Genomic DNA, 17,385 nt, shown 5'->3' on the forward strand with positions numbered 1-17,385 from the left:
GGGTGTAGAGCGAGAGTCGGTCGATTCCCTTGAGCTGCTGGGCCTCCTTGACGATGACCACCTCGTACTGCCCCATCATCGGCATCTGTCGGCAGAGGTTGACGATCTGCCCGGCGTCCGAATCGCGGCCGTAGACGGTGATCTGGTTGAAGGCGCGGGCGGCCTCGTCGAGGATCGACGCGGCCAGCCGGTCGGCGATCCGGTCGATGAAGTAGCTCTCCTCGCCCATGAGCAGATAGATGCCCGCAAAGCGTCGGGCGGCGATATCGCCCATGATCCGCTCGAAATCGGCCACGGAGTCCTTGAATTTCAGCGTCGTTTTGGCCATTTCAGACGATCTCTTTGGTGATTCGCAACACGTTTTCGGTGGTGGAGGTCAGCCGGTAGCGGTCGTCGATGCGCCGGCCGACGAGCCAGACGATGTCGTCGCCCGAGAGCAGGACGAACTGCCGCTGCTTTTCGGGCAGCGAGACCTTGGCGTCGATCAGGAAGTCGCTGACCTTCTTGCGGCCGCTCATGCCGAAGGGGATGAACCAGTCGCCCTCCTTCCAGCGGCGCAGCGTGAGGGGGAATTGCAGGCGGTCGGCGTCGAGCTGGGCGATCTGCTCGGGGACGCCGAAGTTCTTGATCGTGTCGATGTCGCAGTATTCGAAGTAGAGGACGGCGTTTCCGCAGTAGCTTCGCTGCGTGCCCTTCGGGACGCTCACCAGACAGGGATCTTCCGGGGCGATCGGCGAGACGAGGATGCGTCCGCGGTCGATCGTGGCCACATGGTCGCGGGCGTAGAAGCGGCGGCCGGTTGCGCCCTGCTCGAGGGCGTGGCACAGCGAGTCGATGACGTCGCCCTTGAATCCGTAGGCCGAGTTGAGCAGTTCGTAGATGACGAATTCGCGTGGGAAGGCGGGGTCGATGCGGTCGAGATGGATCGTGTCGATGCCCGCGTCGGAGGTGACGGCCAGGGCGCGGATGCGTTCGATGCCGTGGTTGATGAAGAGCTGGGCGTCGGTCAGACGGGCCAGGTTGCGGCACATCAGACTCGTGAACTTGGGGTTGATCTCGCGGATGCGGGGGATCAGCCCGAGGCGGATCTTGTTGCGCAGGTACTTGGTCGAGCGGTTCGACGAATCCTCGCGGTAGGGAATGTGGTTGGCGGCGGCATACTCGAGGATCTCGCGTCGCGAGGCGAAGAGCAACGGGCGGATGACCTTTCCGACCTGTGTCGAGATGCCGGTCAGGCCGCGCAGGCCGGTACCGCGCAGCAGGTTGATGAAGAAGGTCTCGATCGAGTCGTCGGCATGGTGGGCGATGGCCACGACCGTATAGCCCTCCTGTCGGCTCAGTTCGTCGAACCAGGCGTAGCGGAGCCGCCGGGCGGCCATCTCCATCGACTCGCCGGTGCGCTCCATCTCGGCGGCGGTTTCGAATCTCCGGTTGTAGCACGGAACGCCGTATTTGGCGGCCTCCTTCTGGACGAGCACCTCGTCCTCGTCGCTTTCGGCGCCGCGCAGCTGGAAGTTGCAGTGTGCGACCCCGACCGTGTACCCGCAGCGGACGAAGAGCGAGAGCATGACCATCGAGTCGACGCCGCCCGAGACGGTCAGCAGGATGCGGTCGTCGTGCGTGGCGAGGTTGTTCTCGTCGATGTAGTGTTGAAAAGCTTCAATCAGTGCCATGACTCCTTATAATAGATTGACCTCGGTGTCGATCCGGATACCGAACTTGTCGCAGACGGTCTGCTGGACCTTTCGGGCGAAGGCGATCACCTCGCCGCCCGTGGCGCCGCCGTAGTTGACCAGCACCAGGGCCTGGCGTTCGTGGACGCCGACCGCCCCTTCGCGGTGACCCTTCAGCCCGGCGCGGTCGATGAGCCAGCCGGCGGCCAGCTTCACGCGCCCTTCGGGGGCGGGGTAGTGGGGCATGTCGGGATACTGTTCGAGGAGCTTCCCGGCCACCGAAGCCTCGACGACGGGGTTCTTGAAGAAGCTCCCGGCGTTGCCCAGTACGGCCGGATCGGGGAGTTTCGCGCGGCGGATGGCGCAGATCGCCTCGCGGATGTTGCGGAGCGAGGCTCCGCCGCGGGCCTCGACCTCGCGTTCGACGTCGCCGTAGGCCAGCCGGGGGCGGGGCGTGCGGGAGAGTTCGAGCTCGATGGCGGTGATGATGACCCGTCCGCGGAGCGTATGCTTGAAGACGCTTTCGCGGTATCCGAAGGCGCAGTGTGCGGCGTCGAGGGTGAGCATCGAGCCGTTTTCGACGCAGAACATCTCGACGCGGCGGATCGTATCGGCGGCCTCGGCCCCGTAGGCGCCGATGTTCTGCACGGGGGCGGCACCGGCCCGGCCGGGGATGAGCGAGAGGTTCTCGAGGCCCCAGAGTCCGCGTTCGACGGCCCATTCGACCAGATCATCCCACTCGACGCCGGCCTCGGCGCGCACCCGCACCGTATCGCCCTGCTCGGAGAGGAGCGAGATCTGCCGGGCGACGGGCGTCACGAGCAGCCCGTCGTAATCCTGCGTGAAGAGGATGTTGTTGCCGCCCGAGAGGACCATCCAGCGAGGGGGCACTCCGTGGGCGAACAACGCGCGCAGATCGTCCGGGTTTTCGAACTCGACGAGGCGCGCCGCCTGCTGATCGACGCCGAAGCTGTTTCGGTCGCGCAGGCTGATGTGGTGAAATTCTCGGATCATGATGTGCAAAGTTACGAATAATTTGCGTAACTTTATTGCATGAAACCCCTAACCGATATGTTTACCGAACAGGATTTACAGCAAATTGCCGACCACGGGCTGACCCCGGCCCGGGTCGAAGCGCAGTTGGAGAATTTTCGCCGCGGTTTTCCGTGGCTGAACGTGGTGCGGGCCGCCTCGCCGGGCGACGGCATCGTGATGCTTGACGCGGCAGCGGCCGACGCCGCGGCGGCACGCTACGAGAAGGCCGCCGCAGGGCTCGATATCGTGAAGTTCGTTCCGGCGTCGGGAGCCGCCACGCGCATGTTCAAGGAGCTCTTCGCCTTCGTGAACGAGGGCAAGCGGGGTCCGGGCATCGACACGCTGCTCGAGAACATCGAACGCTTTGCCTTCTGGCCCGAACTGAAGGCGGTGCTTCCGGCCGGGGCCGACGACCGGGCGACGGTCAACGCCATCGTCAACGATGGCCTGGGCTACGGCCACAAACCCAAAGGGCTGGTGACCTTCCATGCCTACCCCGAGGGGGCTCGCAAGGCCGTTGAGGAGCACCTGGTCGAGGGGGCTGCCTACGCCTCGTCGAACGGCGTGGCGCGCATCCACTTCACCGTCTCGCCCGAACACATGGAGGGCTTCAAGGAGTTGTTGGCCCGGAGGGTGCCCCTCTATGAAAAACGCTTCGGGATCCGCTACGACATCTCGTTCTCGGTGCAGAAGCCCTCGACGGACACCATCGCCGTGAACCCCGACAACACCCCCTTCCGGCAGGAGGACGGGCGGCTGCTGTTCCGTCCGGCGGGCCACGGGGCGCTGATCGAGAACCTGAACGAGATCGACGCCGACGTGATCTTCATCAAGAACATCGACAACGTGACGACCGATGCGCGGCGCGGCGATACGATCCGCTTCAAGAAGGTGCTGGCCGGCGTGCTGCTCGACCTGCAGGAGCGGGTCTTCGAGTACCTGCGGGCGCTGGATGTCGACGGCTGCGAACTGGCCCCGATTGCGGAGTTCATCGAGCGGCGGCTGTGTGTGAAGCTGCCCGCGGACTACAACACGGCGCTGCTGCGTGCGGTGCTGGACCGTCCGATCCGTGTCTGCGGCATGGTCCGCAACGAGGGCGAGCCGGGCGGCGGACCCTTCTGGGTGGGGAATCCCGACGGCACGGAGTCGCTGCAGATTGCCGAGTCGAGCCAGATCGGTCCCGACGACCAGCCGCTGATGAAGTCGGCCACGCACTTCAATCCGGTGGATCTGGTCTGCGGCGTGAAGACCTCCAAGGGGGGCAAGTTCGACCTGCGGCAGTACACCGACCCCTCGACGGGCTTCATCTCGTCGAAGTCGAGCGGCGGCCGCGAACTGCGGGCCCAGGAGCTGCCCGGGCTGTGGAACGGTGCCATGGCGCGCTGGAACACGGTCTTCGTGGATGTTCCGATCACGACCTTCTCGCCCGTAAAGGTGGTGCAGGACCTGCTGCGTCCCCAGCACCAGTAGCGGTACGCTTTGAGTCCATGAAAAATCCCCGATCCATTTGTGGATCGGGGATTTTTTTGCGTCAATTTGCGTGGGATGCCCCTCTGCTGAGGCAGACCTCCTGTTGCGTTTCTTTGCAGAGTTTGTCGGGGGCTCGTTTCTCCTATTTCAAGGTATAGCCGTCCGGGGTTTTGCAGACGGTTCCCTGCTCGACCATCTGGCCGATCATGCGCGAAAGCGACGGACGTGCCACGCCGAGGATGAAGGCGACCTCCTGCAGGTTGCGGATCGAGTGGTTGTCCTTCAGATAGCTCACCACGCGCGAGGCGAGGCTCTGCAGGGCGAATTCGTTGATGCGCCGGCTGAGGAAGAGGCTGTGGTCGGAGATGATCGTCAGGAAGTTGCGCAGTACGGTGCGGTCCTGTTCGAGGATCTCGCGCAGGCTTTCGCGGGAGAGGACCCAGAGGCGGCAGTCGGCCTGGGCGATGATCGATACGGGATAGCGGTTTTCGGTTCCGAAGACGAATGCCGAGGCGAGCGTATCGGGGGCCGAGAGGGTGTCGAGGGTCAGTTCGCGCCCTTCGGCGCTGGTCATCTGCGCGTAGACGCTCCCCTCGCACAGCAGGAACAGTGTTCGGCAGACATCGTCCTGCAGGGCGATGAAATCCCCCTTTCGGTAGGAGGCGTATCGGCCCGGGGAGCGTTGCAGAACCGCCTCCAGAACCATCCGGTCGCCCCCGCGGAAGAGGGGCATGTCGTAAATTTCACACTCCATCGAGGGTCGAATTTTGCAGTTGTGGATCCGGCGTAACATGGGTTACGCAAAACGTCGTTCGGGGGTTCTACTTTTGCACCCGGTTCGAAGGGGCGTTCTCCTCGGGACAGGATCCGACGGTGCTGCCCTTCGCCAACACGAACGAACGTACAAAGATAACAATAAAAAGGCCAAATGAGCAGATTTTTGACTGTTGTTTTATGGAGCAGCCTCTTGCTGACGGGGTGCCGGCAGGACGACTGGAGTCCGTCGGTACCGGCTGCGGCGGGCGATGCGGCGGTGTTCCGTCTCCGCGGCGGGGCCTACGATGGAGCGGCGACCCGCGTGGAGGATCTCCGTATGGATTACGACCGCGTGGAGTTCCGCGTGGTTGACGCCGCCTCGGGGGATGCGATCGGCGATCTGAGGGGGCTCTACCACCCCGACGGTTCCGAACTGCGGATCGAGGGGCTTCGCGAGGGCGACTACCGGCTGCTGGTGCTGGGCATCCGCGGCGACTGGTCGCGTGACGGCGTGGAGGTACACCCGATCTCGCACATCGACGAGGAGTGGGTGAGCTTTCCGGCCGATCCGGGCGAGCCGCTTGCGGCCGAATACTTCTATTCGCAGAGCCCCTTCACGGTGCGGACCGACATTTCGTCCGAGGGCATCGTCACCTCGCAGGTGACGGGCACGGAGACCCTCCAGCAGCGGATCATCGGGCGTGCCGACTTCACCTTCGCCTACGAGAATCCCTATATCCGCACGGCGCTCGTGTCGTTGCGTGCGACGCTCGGCGGGGCCCGCTTCCATACGGGAATGACCGGTGCCGGGGAGTTCACCGGCGAGAGCGGCGAACTCTCGCTGGAGACGGATCTCGAGGAGGCCTCCACCTATTGTTTCCTGTCTCTGGCCGGGGGGACGTCGCTGCGGGGCGAGATCGAACTGGTGACGCGCACCTACCGCGGAGGCGAAGTGCGCCGCACGTTTGCCTACGAGCTCGCCGATCTGGAGCCCAACCGCATCGAACGGATCCATACGCCGGTGGTCCATCCGGACAATACGTCGGGTACGATGTTCATCACGCCGCAGGCTTACGCCGAGGGCTCGCACGGAGAGATTCTGCAGGACGGCGAGCCGAAGACGGTCTACACCGATCCCGCGCAGCGGCGTTTCAATACGGCGGCGCCGCTTCAGCTCTCGGTGACCGACGCCGGCGAGCTCCATGCGCGGTTCTACTCGCCGCGCCCCCTTTCGAGGGTGCTGGTCCGGGCGCGGATTCCGCGTGTCGACAGCGAGTATCTGGATCTGGCCTGGTTCGACAGCATACCGCCCTTTGCCGACTTCTGCGAGCGGCTGCCGCAGCTCGAACGTCCGACGCAGTGTCTGTCGGAGTCGGGCCGCTGGGTCGACCTTCCGCAACTGACGGCGGCCGATTTCGAAGGGGTTGAGTTCGCCGTCGAGTGCGAGGACCCCTACTGGAAGAAACTGCGGCAGATCATCCACGGCTGGACCATTGCCTTCAGCCTTTTCAACGGTGATCCCGACCGTCCGGACGGCGGACCCTCGGGCAACTGGATGGGTATCCGGCCCGTGCATTGCCGCGAGGCGGTGGCCTTCTTCCTGAACTTCACCTACATGATCGACATGCCCGAACACGAGGTGATCCTGCGCGAGAATCAGGACCGTCTCTACGGCAACGGCGGTGTCAACGACAAGGTGACCCCCGAGCGGGTGTTGAGCCAGATGCGCCAGAGCCGCAGCCTGAATGTCGGACTGGTCTATCCGGGCAACGGCATCGTGGGTCTGGGCGGCGGTTCGTCGTACGGCGTCTACCAGCAGGCATGGCTGCAGCACTACTTCGACACCTATTCGTGCGAGATCATGTTCCACGAGCTGGGACACGTCATGGGCTACAACCACAGCAGTTCGTTCACCTACGGACCCTGGGCGCAGGAGCTGATGAACCATTTCTACGTCAACCACCTCGATCAGATGCCGATCGACTCGCCCTCCTATCTGAACAGCAGTCAGAATCCGACTTTATATTGAACCGATGATGAAGATGCGACGTACTATACGCCTGGCAGCCGCGCTGTTGCTGCCGCTGCTTGCCTCGACGGGCTGTTCGCGCGACGAGGTGCTCCCGATGTCCGCTCCTGCGGCGTCGACGCTGGTCCTGCGGCTGTCGGCCGCAAGCCCCGATGGCGGGCTTGCGGAGGCTTCCGATGCCGAGTCGGTGATCCATGCCGTGACGGCCTGCCGCTTCGAGGCGGGACGGCTGCAGGAGGTGATTCCGGGGGTTGCCGCCGCCGGCGAGGGGCTCTACACCTTTTCGACGGCCACGCCGCGCGGCGAACTCCGCCTGGTGGCCAACGGCGCCGGCGTTGAGGCGCTCGGGAGCCTGCTCCCCGGCGTTACGACTCTTGCCGAATTCGAACGGCTCGAAGCCTCGCTCGGGGAGATGACCCGCGAGGGGCTGGCGATGACCGGCCAACTGACGCTCGACGCGGCGGAAGGGGCGGCCGGGGAGCGTGCCGTGACGCTGCGCCGCAGCGTGGCACGCATCGACCTGAGGTCGCGCGAGGCCGGGGTCGAGGTTCACTCGGTCGTCATCCGCCGGGTGGCAGACCGCGGATACCTCTGGGAGCCGTTGACCCCGGCCACGCCCTCCTCGGCCGCCCGCGACGAGTTACGTCGCGACTACGGCGACCGACCGCTGACGGGGGCGGGTGAGACGCTGCTCTACCTTTGCGAGCAGACGAACGACGCCATGGAGATCGAGGTGACGGTCCGTTTCGGCGGTGGCTGGCACCGCCTGCGGAGTACGCTCCCGGCCGCAATTCGCCGCAATACGGTCTATACGCTCGAGGTGCGCGGCCACGGTGCCGCGGCCGGCATCGAGGTGATCTCCGGCAGCTGGGAGACAGGTCCGGGCGTGGAGTCGACGCCGGTTGCCGAGGGGTTGATCGACGTCGCGTTGTCGGAACTCCCCGATGACGTACGGGTCAACGCCGCGTGCGACACGCTCTACATTCCCCATACGCCCAGCCGGCTGCGCGTCGTGCTGCGCGGCGGGGCGGGCTCCGAGGTGACGGTCGACGGCGCGGTGCGCGGAGTCGAGGTCACGCCGCAGCGTCTGACCCGCGGACTGGAGCAGGTGGCGGCCGTGGAGGTGAGCAGCCCGTTGCGGGTTCCGGGCACGAAGACCGGTTACGTCGGTCTGACGCTCTGGCGCGACGGGGTCACCTCGGGACGCGTCGTACTCTGCTTCGCGGCCCACCCCGTGCGGGTCGAGGGTGAGTTGTCGTTCGACGATGCCGGACTCTGCGACTTCGGCCGCTACATCGAGGGCGAACTGGCCCGCATCACGCTCCCCGAGGGGATGCAGTTGCGGCTGGAGTTTGCCGACGGCGAGTCGCGGTGGATGGATCTGGCCGGAACGGAGGAGGGTGCGTGGCGCCTGCTCGGCGGCTGGAAGCCCAACGACCCGACGGCCGACGGCCGCGAACAGGAGGGACAGCTGGTCATCACCGATGCGGCGGGCGGTCACGCGGAACGCTACACCGTGCGGCGCCGCAACTGGGGGCTTCCGGTGGTGAAGATCGGCGGCGAGTGGTGGTGCAAGTACAACCTGCGGGGCAATGCGAAACGTTTCGAGGATCAGGTCCCGATTGCGGGCGATCCTGCGGCGGACGGTGCGCTGGCCGACCATTTGATCGCCTGCGACGGTGTGGAGCTGCTCACGCTGCTGGGCGACCAGTACCAGGCGTGCAGCCCCGAGGGGCTTCCGCTGCGCCACAACGGCACGGCCTTCTACCACGAGGGAATGGTCTCCACGACGCAGAACTACGGAACGCTCGATCCGGCGGAGATGGCCCCCTGCGGCTACCGGATCCCCGATTACGACGACTATGCCTTCTTTACGCGCAACGAGAACTACAACATCGGCGGAGTGGGCGAGCGCACGTATACGAATGCCGCCGGCGAGTCGATCACGGTGCGCATCCAGGAGCGCGAGGCCGAATTCCTGGGCCACGCCTACGGGACGATTGCCGTCTACGAATTCCGCTCGGGCGATGCCGTGTGGGTGCTGGCCGGGCTGGGCCACCAGTGGAACACCACGGCGGGCAGCATTTCGCCGATGATGCTGCTGTTGGCTACCTGGGGCAATGCCTCGAAGACGTGGGTCATGGAGGGTTACGCCGCGGCCGACCGCCCGGGACAGAACTGGATCAAGTTCATGGCCCAGAATACGACCAAGACGCGTCTGGTGCGCTGCGTGAAGACGCCCGTCGAATACATCTACGACTGATCATCGAACAAGCAACCACATAACCTTAGGTAAACAAAACGTTAAACAAGACAAAGACCATGAAAACGAACAAGATGACGACTGTGAAGACGATTGCTTTTGCCGCCGCCATGGCCCTGTGCCTGAGCTCCTGCTCCGAGCGGATGGAGACTCCGGCAACGCCGGATGCACCGGCGCTGTTGCCGGTGGTGAGGGCGCAGCTGGCAGCCTTCGAGGGCGGAGGCCAGGCGCTCGAGGGTGAGAATACGCTGACCGACCTGCGCGCCTGCCTCTTCGTGGATGGCACGCTGGCGAAGGTCTACACGCTGCCCGTGACGCCCGATGCCGGCCGCGGCGTGCAACTGGAACGCCACGCCGGAACGCTCTACGTGGTGGCCAACACCGAGGGGCTGCTGGATCTCGATGCCCTGCAGCAGGGCAGCCTGAGCGAGAGCGACTGGAAGAAGATGGCCGTAACGACCGCCGGCAAGGCTCCGGCGAACTTCTTCTCGGGCAGCATCTCGCTCGACGGGCTGGAGAACACGCAGACGGAACTTCCGGTGACGCTCCGGCGTGGCGTGGCTCGTTTCGACCTGCAGATCCGCACGGCCGGCAAGGCTTCGGTAAGCAGCATCACGCTGAAGAATGCCGCGCAGTCGGCCTACCTCTTCCCGGTCGAGGGTGATCTTTCGCCCGAAGCCGTGTCGCGCCAGGATGTCGCCGCAACGATCTCGGAGCCGCTGACGCAGGATACCCCCGCCGTGCTCTACGCCTACGAGCAGGAGAACGACAACCTCACGGTGGAGATCGTGGCCGAGATCGACGGTCAGGTGAAGACCCTTACCAAACAGCTCGGCATGGCCCTCGAGCGCAACAAGATCTACACGCTCACGGTGCGCAAGGATGTCATCGACGTGAGCCTCGACCTCTCGTTCGACGAGTGGGAGCCGGGCGGTGACACCGAGCTCACGCCGGCACGCCGATAACCCGTCCGTCCGGACGACCGTACGTTTCACCCGTTCAACCTCGAAAAAAGCTGCAAATTCATGAAAAGACGAAATGATCTGTTGATGCGGACCCTGGGGTCGATGGCCCTGTGCGCAAGCCTTCTGGCGTGTGCGGAGTCTCCCGGGACGATTCCGGGGGATGCCGGCTCGGGCGGGGTGGTCCGGATTTCGGCCACGTCGTTCGCCCCGGGCGGCGACGCCCCGGCGGTGGCGGGCGAGGCGACGGTCGGAAGGGTCGACGCCTACCTCTTCGAGGCGGGGCGTCTGACGCGGATCTTTAGTGAGCTCCCGCTCGTGGGATCGGGCTGCAGCCTGCCGCTCGAAAGCCTCTCGGGACGGCTCTACGTGGTGGCCGACGGCCGCCCGGAGCTTCTCGACGCGGCGCCGGAAGAGGGTCTCTCCGAGCAGGAGTGGCTCGCCGCGACGATCGGCGGTGACGCCCCGGCGGCCGAGCGCTTCTCGACCGCACGGCTCGATCTCTCGGAGGTGACGCCCGGCACGGCCTCCGTACCGCTGGCGTTGACCCACGGTACGGCCCGCGTCGACCTGCGGCTGCGGGTGGCCGGGGAGGCCGAAGTCCGTTCGATCACCTTCGCCGATGCCGCCTGTGCGGGTCCTCTCTGGAGCCGTGACGGGGCCGCCGTGAAGACCGGCACCGCTCTGCGCGATCTGGAGATCCGGCCGGAGACACCCCTTGCGGAGGATACCCCCGCGGTGGCCTACCTCTACGAACAGGACAACGCCTCGCTGCGCGTGCGCCTGGAGGCGGAGATCGACGGCAAGCCCTCCTCGCTGGAGGGGGCGCTGCCGCGGCCGCTGCTCCGCAACCGCATCTATACGGTGACCGTGCGCAAGGATGCGACCGATACGGATGCCCGGCTGACGGTCGAGGCGTGGGGCGACGGCGGCGAGACGCCGCTCGATCCCGATCTCGACACTCCGCTGACGGTCGACACGGAGCGTTCGGAACTCCCCGACGGGGTGCGGGTCGAGGATGGAGGGTCGACCCTTGTGCTGCCCTACACCGAGACCGAGGTGATGCTGGCTGTGGCGTGCGACAGCCAGCTGGAGGTGATCCCGATGCCGGATTTCCCGCTGGTGGTCGAGGAGGTATCGACGGGTGCTACGCCCGAGGATATCAACCTCTTCCGGATCCGCAAGGGGCTCTTCGCCCCGAACCGCGAGGCGGCCGAGATGCCGCTGCGCTTCCGCCGCAAGGGGCTCGAACAGTTCTACCCCGAGGAGCGGATCCTGCTGGTGCTGGAGGCCAACCCTTCGCGTACGCAGGGGGCGCTGGAGTTCGACAATGCCGAACACACGGTCGATTTCGAACGCTATGTTGACAACGAGCTGGGACGCTTCGTGCTGGCTCAGGGCAAACGCCTCGAGGTGGAGTTCGATCCGGGGGAGGATCCGTGGATCCGCCTCTCGGAAGCCGACGGCGACGCCCGGACGGTGCGTGTGGTGGCCGGCTGGCGCCCGAACGACCCGACGGCCGACGGACGCCGTCAGGCGGCCCGCCTGGTGGTGAGTAACCTTGAGGACGGTTCGCAGCGCGAGGTCTACACCGTCGTGCGCCGCAACTGGGGACTCCCGGTGACGTGGTTCCACGGCGTGTGGTGGTGCAAGTACAACGCCCGGGGCCGTTCGCGCCACTTCGAGGATCAGATCCTCTCGTCGGCCGACCCGGCCGTCGAGGCCGGCAAGAGCCTCTACGAATACCTGGGCTCCTGCTCGCCCGAGGAGTACTTCGACCTCTGGGGCTGGGGCTATCAGGGCGACAGCGGCCAGGGGCTGAAGGTCGTCGAGCAGGACGGCAAGGCCGTGCTCGAGGGTTTCTCGACCGGCGTGACCGTACATATCAACAAACTGCCGGCCGACGCCCTCTCGCCCGACGGCTACGAGCTTCCCTCGATGGAGGAGTTCAACCGTGTCTTCGACGCCACGGACTACATCTGGATGATGTGGAGCGGTTCGCATACGCTCCGCACCCCCTGGGAGGGCCATTCGGCCATCAAGCGCACGCAGCAGCGGCGCAGCGACGTCACGGTCGGCTCGCTGACGCTCAACGAACTGATCAGCGTGCGGATGTGGAGCCCCGACTTCCCCGATGACGAGGGGATCACCTGGTACGGCGCCGCCGCACAGTGGAATGCCGACGGCATCCGCCACTCGAACCACTACAACAACATCCTCTTCGGCGTCCACTCGCCTGAAGGCTCGGGTTGGTACATCAACGGCGGCATGACCAACCTCTACATGACCCGGAACGGCGCCGGTACGAAGGATACGCGCACGCTGCGCTTCAAGAAGTCGGCCGTGGAGTATGTCTACGGCCCCGACGCCGACCGCCCGATGCGATGAGTCCTCCGCCGCCCGATGGCTGTGAAGGATCCTCCGCCACCCGACGGACGCGACCGCCGCTTTGCCGGCCGGACGTCCCGATTCCGAATCACCCCTGTCCCGAAAGGAGCAGGGGTGATTCGCTTTCCCGGACGCGATGATCGTTTTACACCCGAAATTCGTCATTTGCGGATAAATTGTCGCCGGCAAATGCGGTTTATTCGTAATCTTTTATATATTTGTAGGCGCATTTGAAAAACAATAATCAAAACACGATAACATGATGGAAAACAAACTGCAGGAGTTGACCCGCAAACTCTACGACGAAGGGTTGGAGAAAGGTCGTGCCGATGCCGACCGGCTGATTGCCGATGCCAAGGCCCAGGCGCAGAAGATCCTCGCGGAGGCCGAGACCCGCGCCGCCGGGATCGTCCGCGCTGCCGAGTCCCGCGCCGAGGATGTGGAGAAGAACACCATGACCGAGATCGCTCTGGCCGGACGGCAGGCCGTCTCGAAGATCAAGTCCGAGATCGCCACGATGATCGTCACCAAGGCTACGGCCGAAGGGGTCAAGTCCGCGGCGCTCGATCCGAAGTTCCTCGAGGAGATGCTCATCGCCGTGGCCCGCAACTGGAACGGTGCCGAGGCGGGCAAGGTGACGCTCGAAGCCCTGCTCCCGGAGGATGCCCGTCAGACACTCGACGCCGCCTTTGCCAAGAGCGCCCGTGCGCTGCTCGATGCCGGCATCGAGGTGGGGTGGTCCCGCGAGGTGAAGACCGGATTCAAGATCGGCGCCAAGGAGGGCGGTTACTACATCTCCTTCACGGATGCCGATCTGGAGGCCCTGCTGGGCGAATACCTCCGCGACAAGGTCTATCAACTCCTCTTCAAGGCTTAGGGCATGTTCGCAACCCAATACTATACGCTGGTTGCCTCGCTGAGAGAGTACGCGCTCGATGCCGATACGAAGGGTTTCGATGCCCGCGAGATCATCGACTCGATTCTCGAAGGGGTCTCGGCCGCCGATGCCCGCCGCGTGCGGCTTCTGTACGGCTACTACGACTGCGAGAATCTGGCGGCCCTGCGCAGCGGCCGGACGGCCTTCAATGAGCTGGGCAACCTCTCGCGCGAGGAGCTCGAGGAGGAGCTCCGCTCGCCGCAGCGTCTCCCCGAGGCGCTGGCCCGCGTGGTGAGGGCCTACGCCGATCCCGAAGGGGAGGAGGCCGAGTCGGTCGATACGGCGCAGCGCTTCGAGAAGGAGCTCTTCGAGGCCTATTACGCGGCCTGCGAGGGGTCGCGCAGCCGTTTCCTGCGCGCATGGTCGGCCTTCGACCGCACGCTGCGCAACGTCACGGCCGCCGTGGCGGCACGTACGGCCGGCCGCAGCATCGACGAGGCGGTGGTCGGCCAGGGCGATGTGGCCGATCAGCTGCGGCGCAGTTCGGCGGCCGACTTCGGCCTGCGCGGCGAACTGCCCTGGATCGACGCCGTGATCGCCGCCCTGAACGACGAGGCCAACCTCGTCGAGAAGGAGCGTAAACTCGATCTGATCCGCTGGTCGGAGGCCGCGGAACTGGCTACGTTCGACTACTTCGACATCGACGCCATCCTCTCCTATCTGGTCCGTGTGAATATCGTGGCGCGCTGGACGCGGCTCGATGCCCGACGCGGCCGCGAGATGTTCACCCGCCTGATGGCCTCGCTCGACGGCCGGCAGCTCATTGAAAATAAACAATAAAACGATACCATGAAAACTACGGGACGTGTAAACGGTATCATCTCCAACATCGTGATCGTCAAGGCCGACGGACCTGTGGGCCAGAACGAGATCTGCCACGTGTGGACGGGTGATACGAAGATGATGGCCGAGGTCATCAAGGTCATAGGCGATGCGGCCTATGTACAGGTTTTTGACAGCACGCGCGGGCTGAAGATCGGCGACCGCGTCGAATTCGAGGGGCACATGCTCGAGGTGACGCTGGCTCCGGGTCTGCTGTCGCGCAACTACGACGGTCTGCAGAACGACCTCGAGAAGATGGAGGGGCTGTTCATCGCCCGCGGGTCGATCACCGATCCGGTCGATTTCGACGCCGAGTGGGAGTTCACGCCGCTGGCCAAGGCCGGTGACAAGGTCTCGGCCGCCTCGTGGCTGGGCGAGGTGCAGGAGAAATGGGTGCGCCACAAGATCATGGTCCCCTTCACGATGACGGGCCGCTATACGGTCAAGAGCGTGGCCAAGGCCGGCAAGTACAAGGTGCGCGACACGGTGGCCGTGGTGACCGACGACGAGGGCCGCGACCACGAGATCACGATGGTGCAGAAGTGGCCCGTCAAGCAGGCCATCCGCTGCTACACGGAGAAGCCGCGTCCGTCGCGCGTCATGGAGACCGGCGTGCGCGCCATCGACACCTTCAACCCCATGGCCGAGGGCGGTACGGGATTCATCCCCGGGCCGTTCGGCGCCGGCAAGACCGTGCTGCAGCATGCCATCTCGAAACAGGCCGATGCCGACGTGATCATCATGGTGGCCTGTGGCGAGCGAGCCAACGAGGTGGTGGAGATCTTCAAGGAGTTCCCCGAACTGGTCGACCCCCGCACGGGCCACAAGCTGATGGAGCGTACGATCATCATCTGCAATACGTCGAACATGCCCGTTGCGGCGCGTGAGGCGTCGGTCTACACGGGTATGACCATCGGCGAGTACTACCGTTCGATGGGTCTGAAGGTGCTGGTCATGGCCGACTCGACGTCGCGCTGGGCTCAGGCGCTGCGCGAAATGTCGAACCGTCTGGAGGAGCTTCCGGGTCAGGACGCCTTCCCGATGGACCTCTCGGCCATCATCTCGAACTTCTACTCGCGCGCCGGTCTGGTGAAGCTGACCAACGGCGAGACGGGTTCGGTCACCTTCCTCGGTACGGTGTCGCCCGCCGGCGGTAACCTCAAGGAGCCCGTCACCGAATCGACCAAGAAGGCCGCGCGCTGCTTCTACGCCCTTTCGCAGGGGCGCGCCGACTCGAAGCGCTACCCGGCCATCGACCCGCTGGACTCCTACTCGAAATACCTCGAATACCCGGAGATCCGCGAATACCTCGACGGCCATATCGAGAAGAACTGGGTCGACCTGGTCTATGCCGGCAAGACGATCGTGCAGCGCGGCAAGGAGGCCAACGACCAGATCAACATCCTGGGTGACGACGGTGTGCCGGTCGAGTACCACGAGCGCTTCTGGAAGTCGGAGCTGCTCGACTTCGTCATCCTGCAGCAGGACGCCTTCGACGCCATCGACGCCAACTGCCCGATCGAGCGTCAGAAGATGATGTACGAGATGGTGCTGGGAATCTGCCGGAAGGAGTTCTCGTTTGCCGATTTCGAGCAGTGCTCGCAGTTCTTCAAGGGGTTGATCAACCTCTTCCGCCAGATGAACTACTCGGAGTGGAAGTCGGAGAAGTTCGAGAACTACAAACGACAGATCGAAGAGTATGTGAGTGAAAAAAACAACTAAGCCATGACAACACGCGCATTTCAGAAGATATATACCCGCATTGACAACATCACCAAGGCCACGGTGACGCTCCGGGCCCAGGGGGTCGGCAACGACGAACTGGCCACCGTGGGCGGCAAACTGGCCCAGGTGGTGAAGATTATGGGCGAGAACGTGACGCTTCAGGTTTTCGCCGGCACCGAGGGCCTCGCGACCGATTCGGAGGTCATCTTCCACGGCGAACCGCCGAAGTTGCGAGTTTCGGACGCCCTGGCCGGGCGCTTCTTCAACGCCTACGGCGAACCGCTCGAGGGCGGTGAGATCGTCGAGGGCGAGGCCCGCGAGATCGGCGGCCCGACGGTCAACCCCTTCAAGCGTATCCAGCCCTCGGAGCTCATCGCAACGGGTATCGCCGGCATCGACCTCAACAACACGATCGTCACGGGCCAGAAGATCCCCTTCTTCGCTGACCCGGACCAGCCCTACAACGCCGTGATGGCCAACGTGGCCCTGCGTGCCAAGGCCGACAAGATCATCCTGGGCGGCATGGGTCTGACGAACGACGACTTCCTCTACTTCAAGTCAGTCTTCGAGAACGCCGGTGCGCTGGACCGCATCGTCTCGTTCGTCAACACGACGGAGAATCCGCCGGTCGAGCGTCTGCTTGTCCCGGACATGGCGCTGACGGCGGCCGAATACTTCGCCGTCGACAAGGGCGAGAAGGTGCTGGTGCTGTTGACGGACATGACGCTCTACGCCGATGCCCTGGCCATCGTCTCGAACCGTATGGACCAGATCCCCTCGAAGGACTCGATGCCCGGATCGCTCTATTCGGATCTGGCGAAGATCTACGAGAAGGCCGTGCAGCTGCCCAACGGCGGTTCGATCACCATCATCGCCGTGACGACCCTTTCGGGCGGCGACATCACGCACGCCGTGCCCGACAACACGGGTTACATTACGGAGGGTCAGTTGTTCCTGCGCAACGATTCGGATACGGGCAAGGTGATCGTCGACCCGTTCCGTTCGCTGTCGCGTCTGAAGCAGTTGGTCATCGGCAAGAAGACGCGTGAGGACCATCCGCAGGTGATGAACGCCTGCGTGCGTCTGTATGCCGACGCAGCCAACGCCAAGACGAAGCTCGAAAACGGTTTCGACCTGTCGGACTACGACGAACGGGCCCTGAAATTCGCCCGCGACTACTCGGAAAAACTGCTGGCGATCGACGTCAACATCGGCATCACGGAGATGCTCGACACGGCGTGGAGCCTCTTTGCGAAGTACTTCTCGAAGGAGGAGGTCGCCATCAAGGAGGAACTTATCAGGAAATACTGGAAGGAGGCGTAAAA

Annotated in this window: 12 protein-coding genes and 1 pseudogene; 9 read left to right on the top strand and 4 right to left on the bottom strand. The window is 64.5% G+C overall.

The annotated features are described in order from the left end of the window. From B5E60_RS07565 to murB, 3 genes and pseudogenes are all read right to left on the bottom strand, one after another. A pseudogene (locus B5E60_RS07565) lies at positions 1 to 328 on the bottom strand (DNA polymerase III subunit delta); the annotation flags it as partial. Position 329: 1 nt separating this feature from the next. Next, positions 330 to 1,673 (bottom strand): tRNA lysidine(34) synthetase TilS, encoded by a 1,344-nt coding sequence (gene tilS / locus B5E60_RS07570; protein WP_087310909.1) that lies wholly within the window; start codon positions 1,671 to 1,673, stop codon positions 330 to 332. A 6-nt stretch (positions 1,674 to 1,679) separates the two neighbouring features. Continuing rightward, positions 1,680 to 2,687, bottom strand: a complete 1,008-nt coding sequence (gene murB, locus B5E60_RS07575; RefSeq protein WP_204246453.1) for a UDP-N-acetylmuramate dehydrogenase — start codon at positions 2,685 to 2,687, stop codon at positions 1,680 to 1,682. 57 nt (positions 2,688 to 2,744) lie between these two features. Between murB and B5E60_RS07580 the strand changes: the two genes are divergently transcribed. Next, the gene (locus tag B5E60_RS07580) at positions 2,745 to 4,178 is read left to right on the top strand and encodes a DUF4301 family protein (protein WP_087310911.1); all 1,434 of its coding nucleotides are present in this window, start codon (positions 2,745 to 2,747) and stop codon (positions 4,176 to 4,178) included. A 142-nt stretch (positions 4,179 to 4,320) separates the two neighbouring features. On the opposite strand, the gene B5E60_RS07585 is transcribed toward B5E60_RS07580, so the two are convergent. After that, on the bottom strand, positions 4,321 to 4,932 hold the full coding sequence (locus tag B5E60_RS07585; protein ID WP_162611608.1) for a Crp/Fnr family transcriptional regulator: 612 nt from the start codon (positions 4,930 to 4,932) through the stop codon (positions 4,321 to 4,323). 174 nt (positions 4,933 to 5,106) lie between these two features. On the opposite strand from B5E60_RS07585, the gene B5E60_RS07590 reads away from it, so the two are divergent. From B5E60_RS07590 to B5E60_RS07625, 8 genes are all read left to right on the top strand, one after another. Then, positions 5,107 to 6,963 (top strand): hypothetical protein, encoded by a 1,857-nt coding sequence (locus B5E60_RS07590; protein ID WP_143260691.1) that lies wholly within the window; start codon positions 5,107 to 5,109, stop codon positions 6,961 to 6,963. A gap of 13 nt (positions 6,964 to 6,976) precedes the next feature. Then, positions 6,977 to 9,226 carry a hypothetical protein gene (locus B5E60_RS07595; protein ID WP_143260693.1) on the top strand — a complete coding sequence of 750 codons (2,250 nt, stop codon included), beginning with the start codon at positions 6,977 to 6,979 and terminating at the stop codon, positions 9,224 to 9,226. 59 nt (positions 9,227 to 9,285) lie between these two features. Beyond that, positions 9,286 to 10,191, top strand: a complete 906-nt coding sequence (locus B5E60_RS07600) for a hypothetical protein (RefSeq protein WP_087310915.1) — start codon at positions 9,286 to 9,288, stop codon at positions 10,189 to 10,191. Between the two features lie 60 nt (positions 10,192 to 10,251). Beyond that, positions 10,252 to 12,576, top strand: coding sequence for a hypothetical protein (locus B5E60_RS07605; RefSeq protein ID WP_143260694.1), 2,325 nt, complete (start codon positions 10,252 to 10,254; stop codon positions 12,574 to 12,576). A 262-nt stretch (positions 12,577 to 12,838) separates the two neighbouring features. Continuing rightward, a complete protein-coding gene (locus tag B5E60_RS07610) occupies positions 12,839 to 13,453 on the top strand; it encodes a hypothetical protein (RefSeq protein WP_087311018.1) in 615 nt (204 codons plus the stop codon). 3 nt (positions 13,454 to 13,456) lie between these two features. Continuing rightward, positions 13,457 to 14,293 (top strand): DUF2764 family protein, encoded by an 837-nt coding sequence (locus B5E60_RS07615; protein ID WP_087310917.1) that lies wholly within the window; start codon positions 13,457 to 13,459, stop codon positions 14,291 to 14,293. A gap of 9 nt (positions 14,294 to 14,302) precedes the next feature. Next, on the top strand, positions 14,303 to 16,057 hold the full coding sequence (locus B5E60_RS07620) for a V-type ATP synthase subunit A (protein WP_087310918.1): 1,755 nt from the start codon (positions 14,303 to 14,305) through the stop codon (positions 16,055 to 16,057). A 3-nt stretch (positions 16,058 to 16,060) separates the two neighbouring features. After that, on the top strand, positions 16,061 to 17,383 hold the full coding sequence (locus B5E60_RS07625) for a V-type ATP synthase subunit B (protein ID WP_087310919.1): 1,323 nt from the start codon (positions 16,061 to 16,063) through the stop codon (positions 17,381 to 17,383). The last annotated feature ends 2 nt before the right edge of the window (positions 17,384 to 17,385 follow it).

This window comes from Alistipes sp. An116 (assembly GCF_002161005.1).
Taxonomy (GTDB): Bacteria; Bacteroidota; Bacteroidia; order Bacteroidales; family Rikenellaceae; genus Alistipes; species Alistipes megaguti.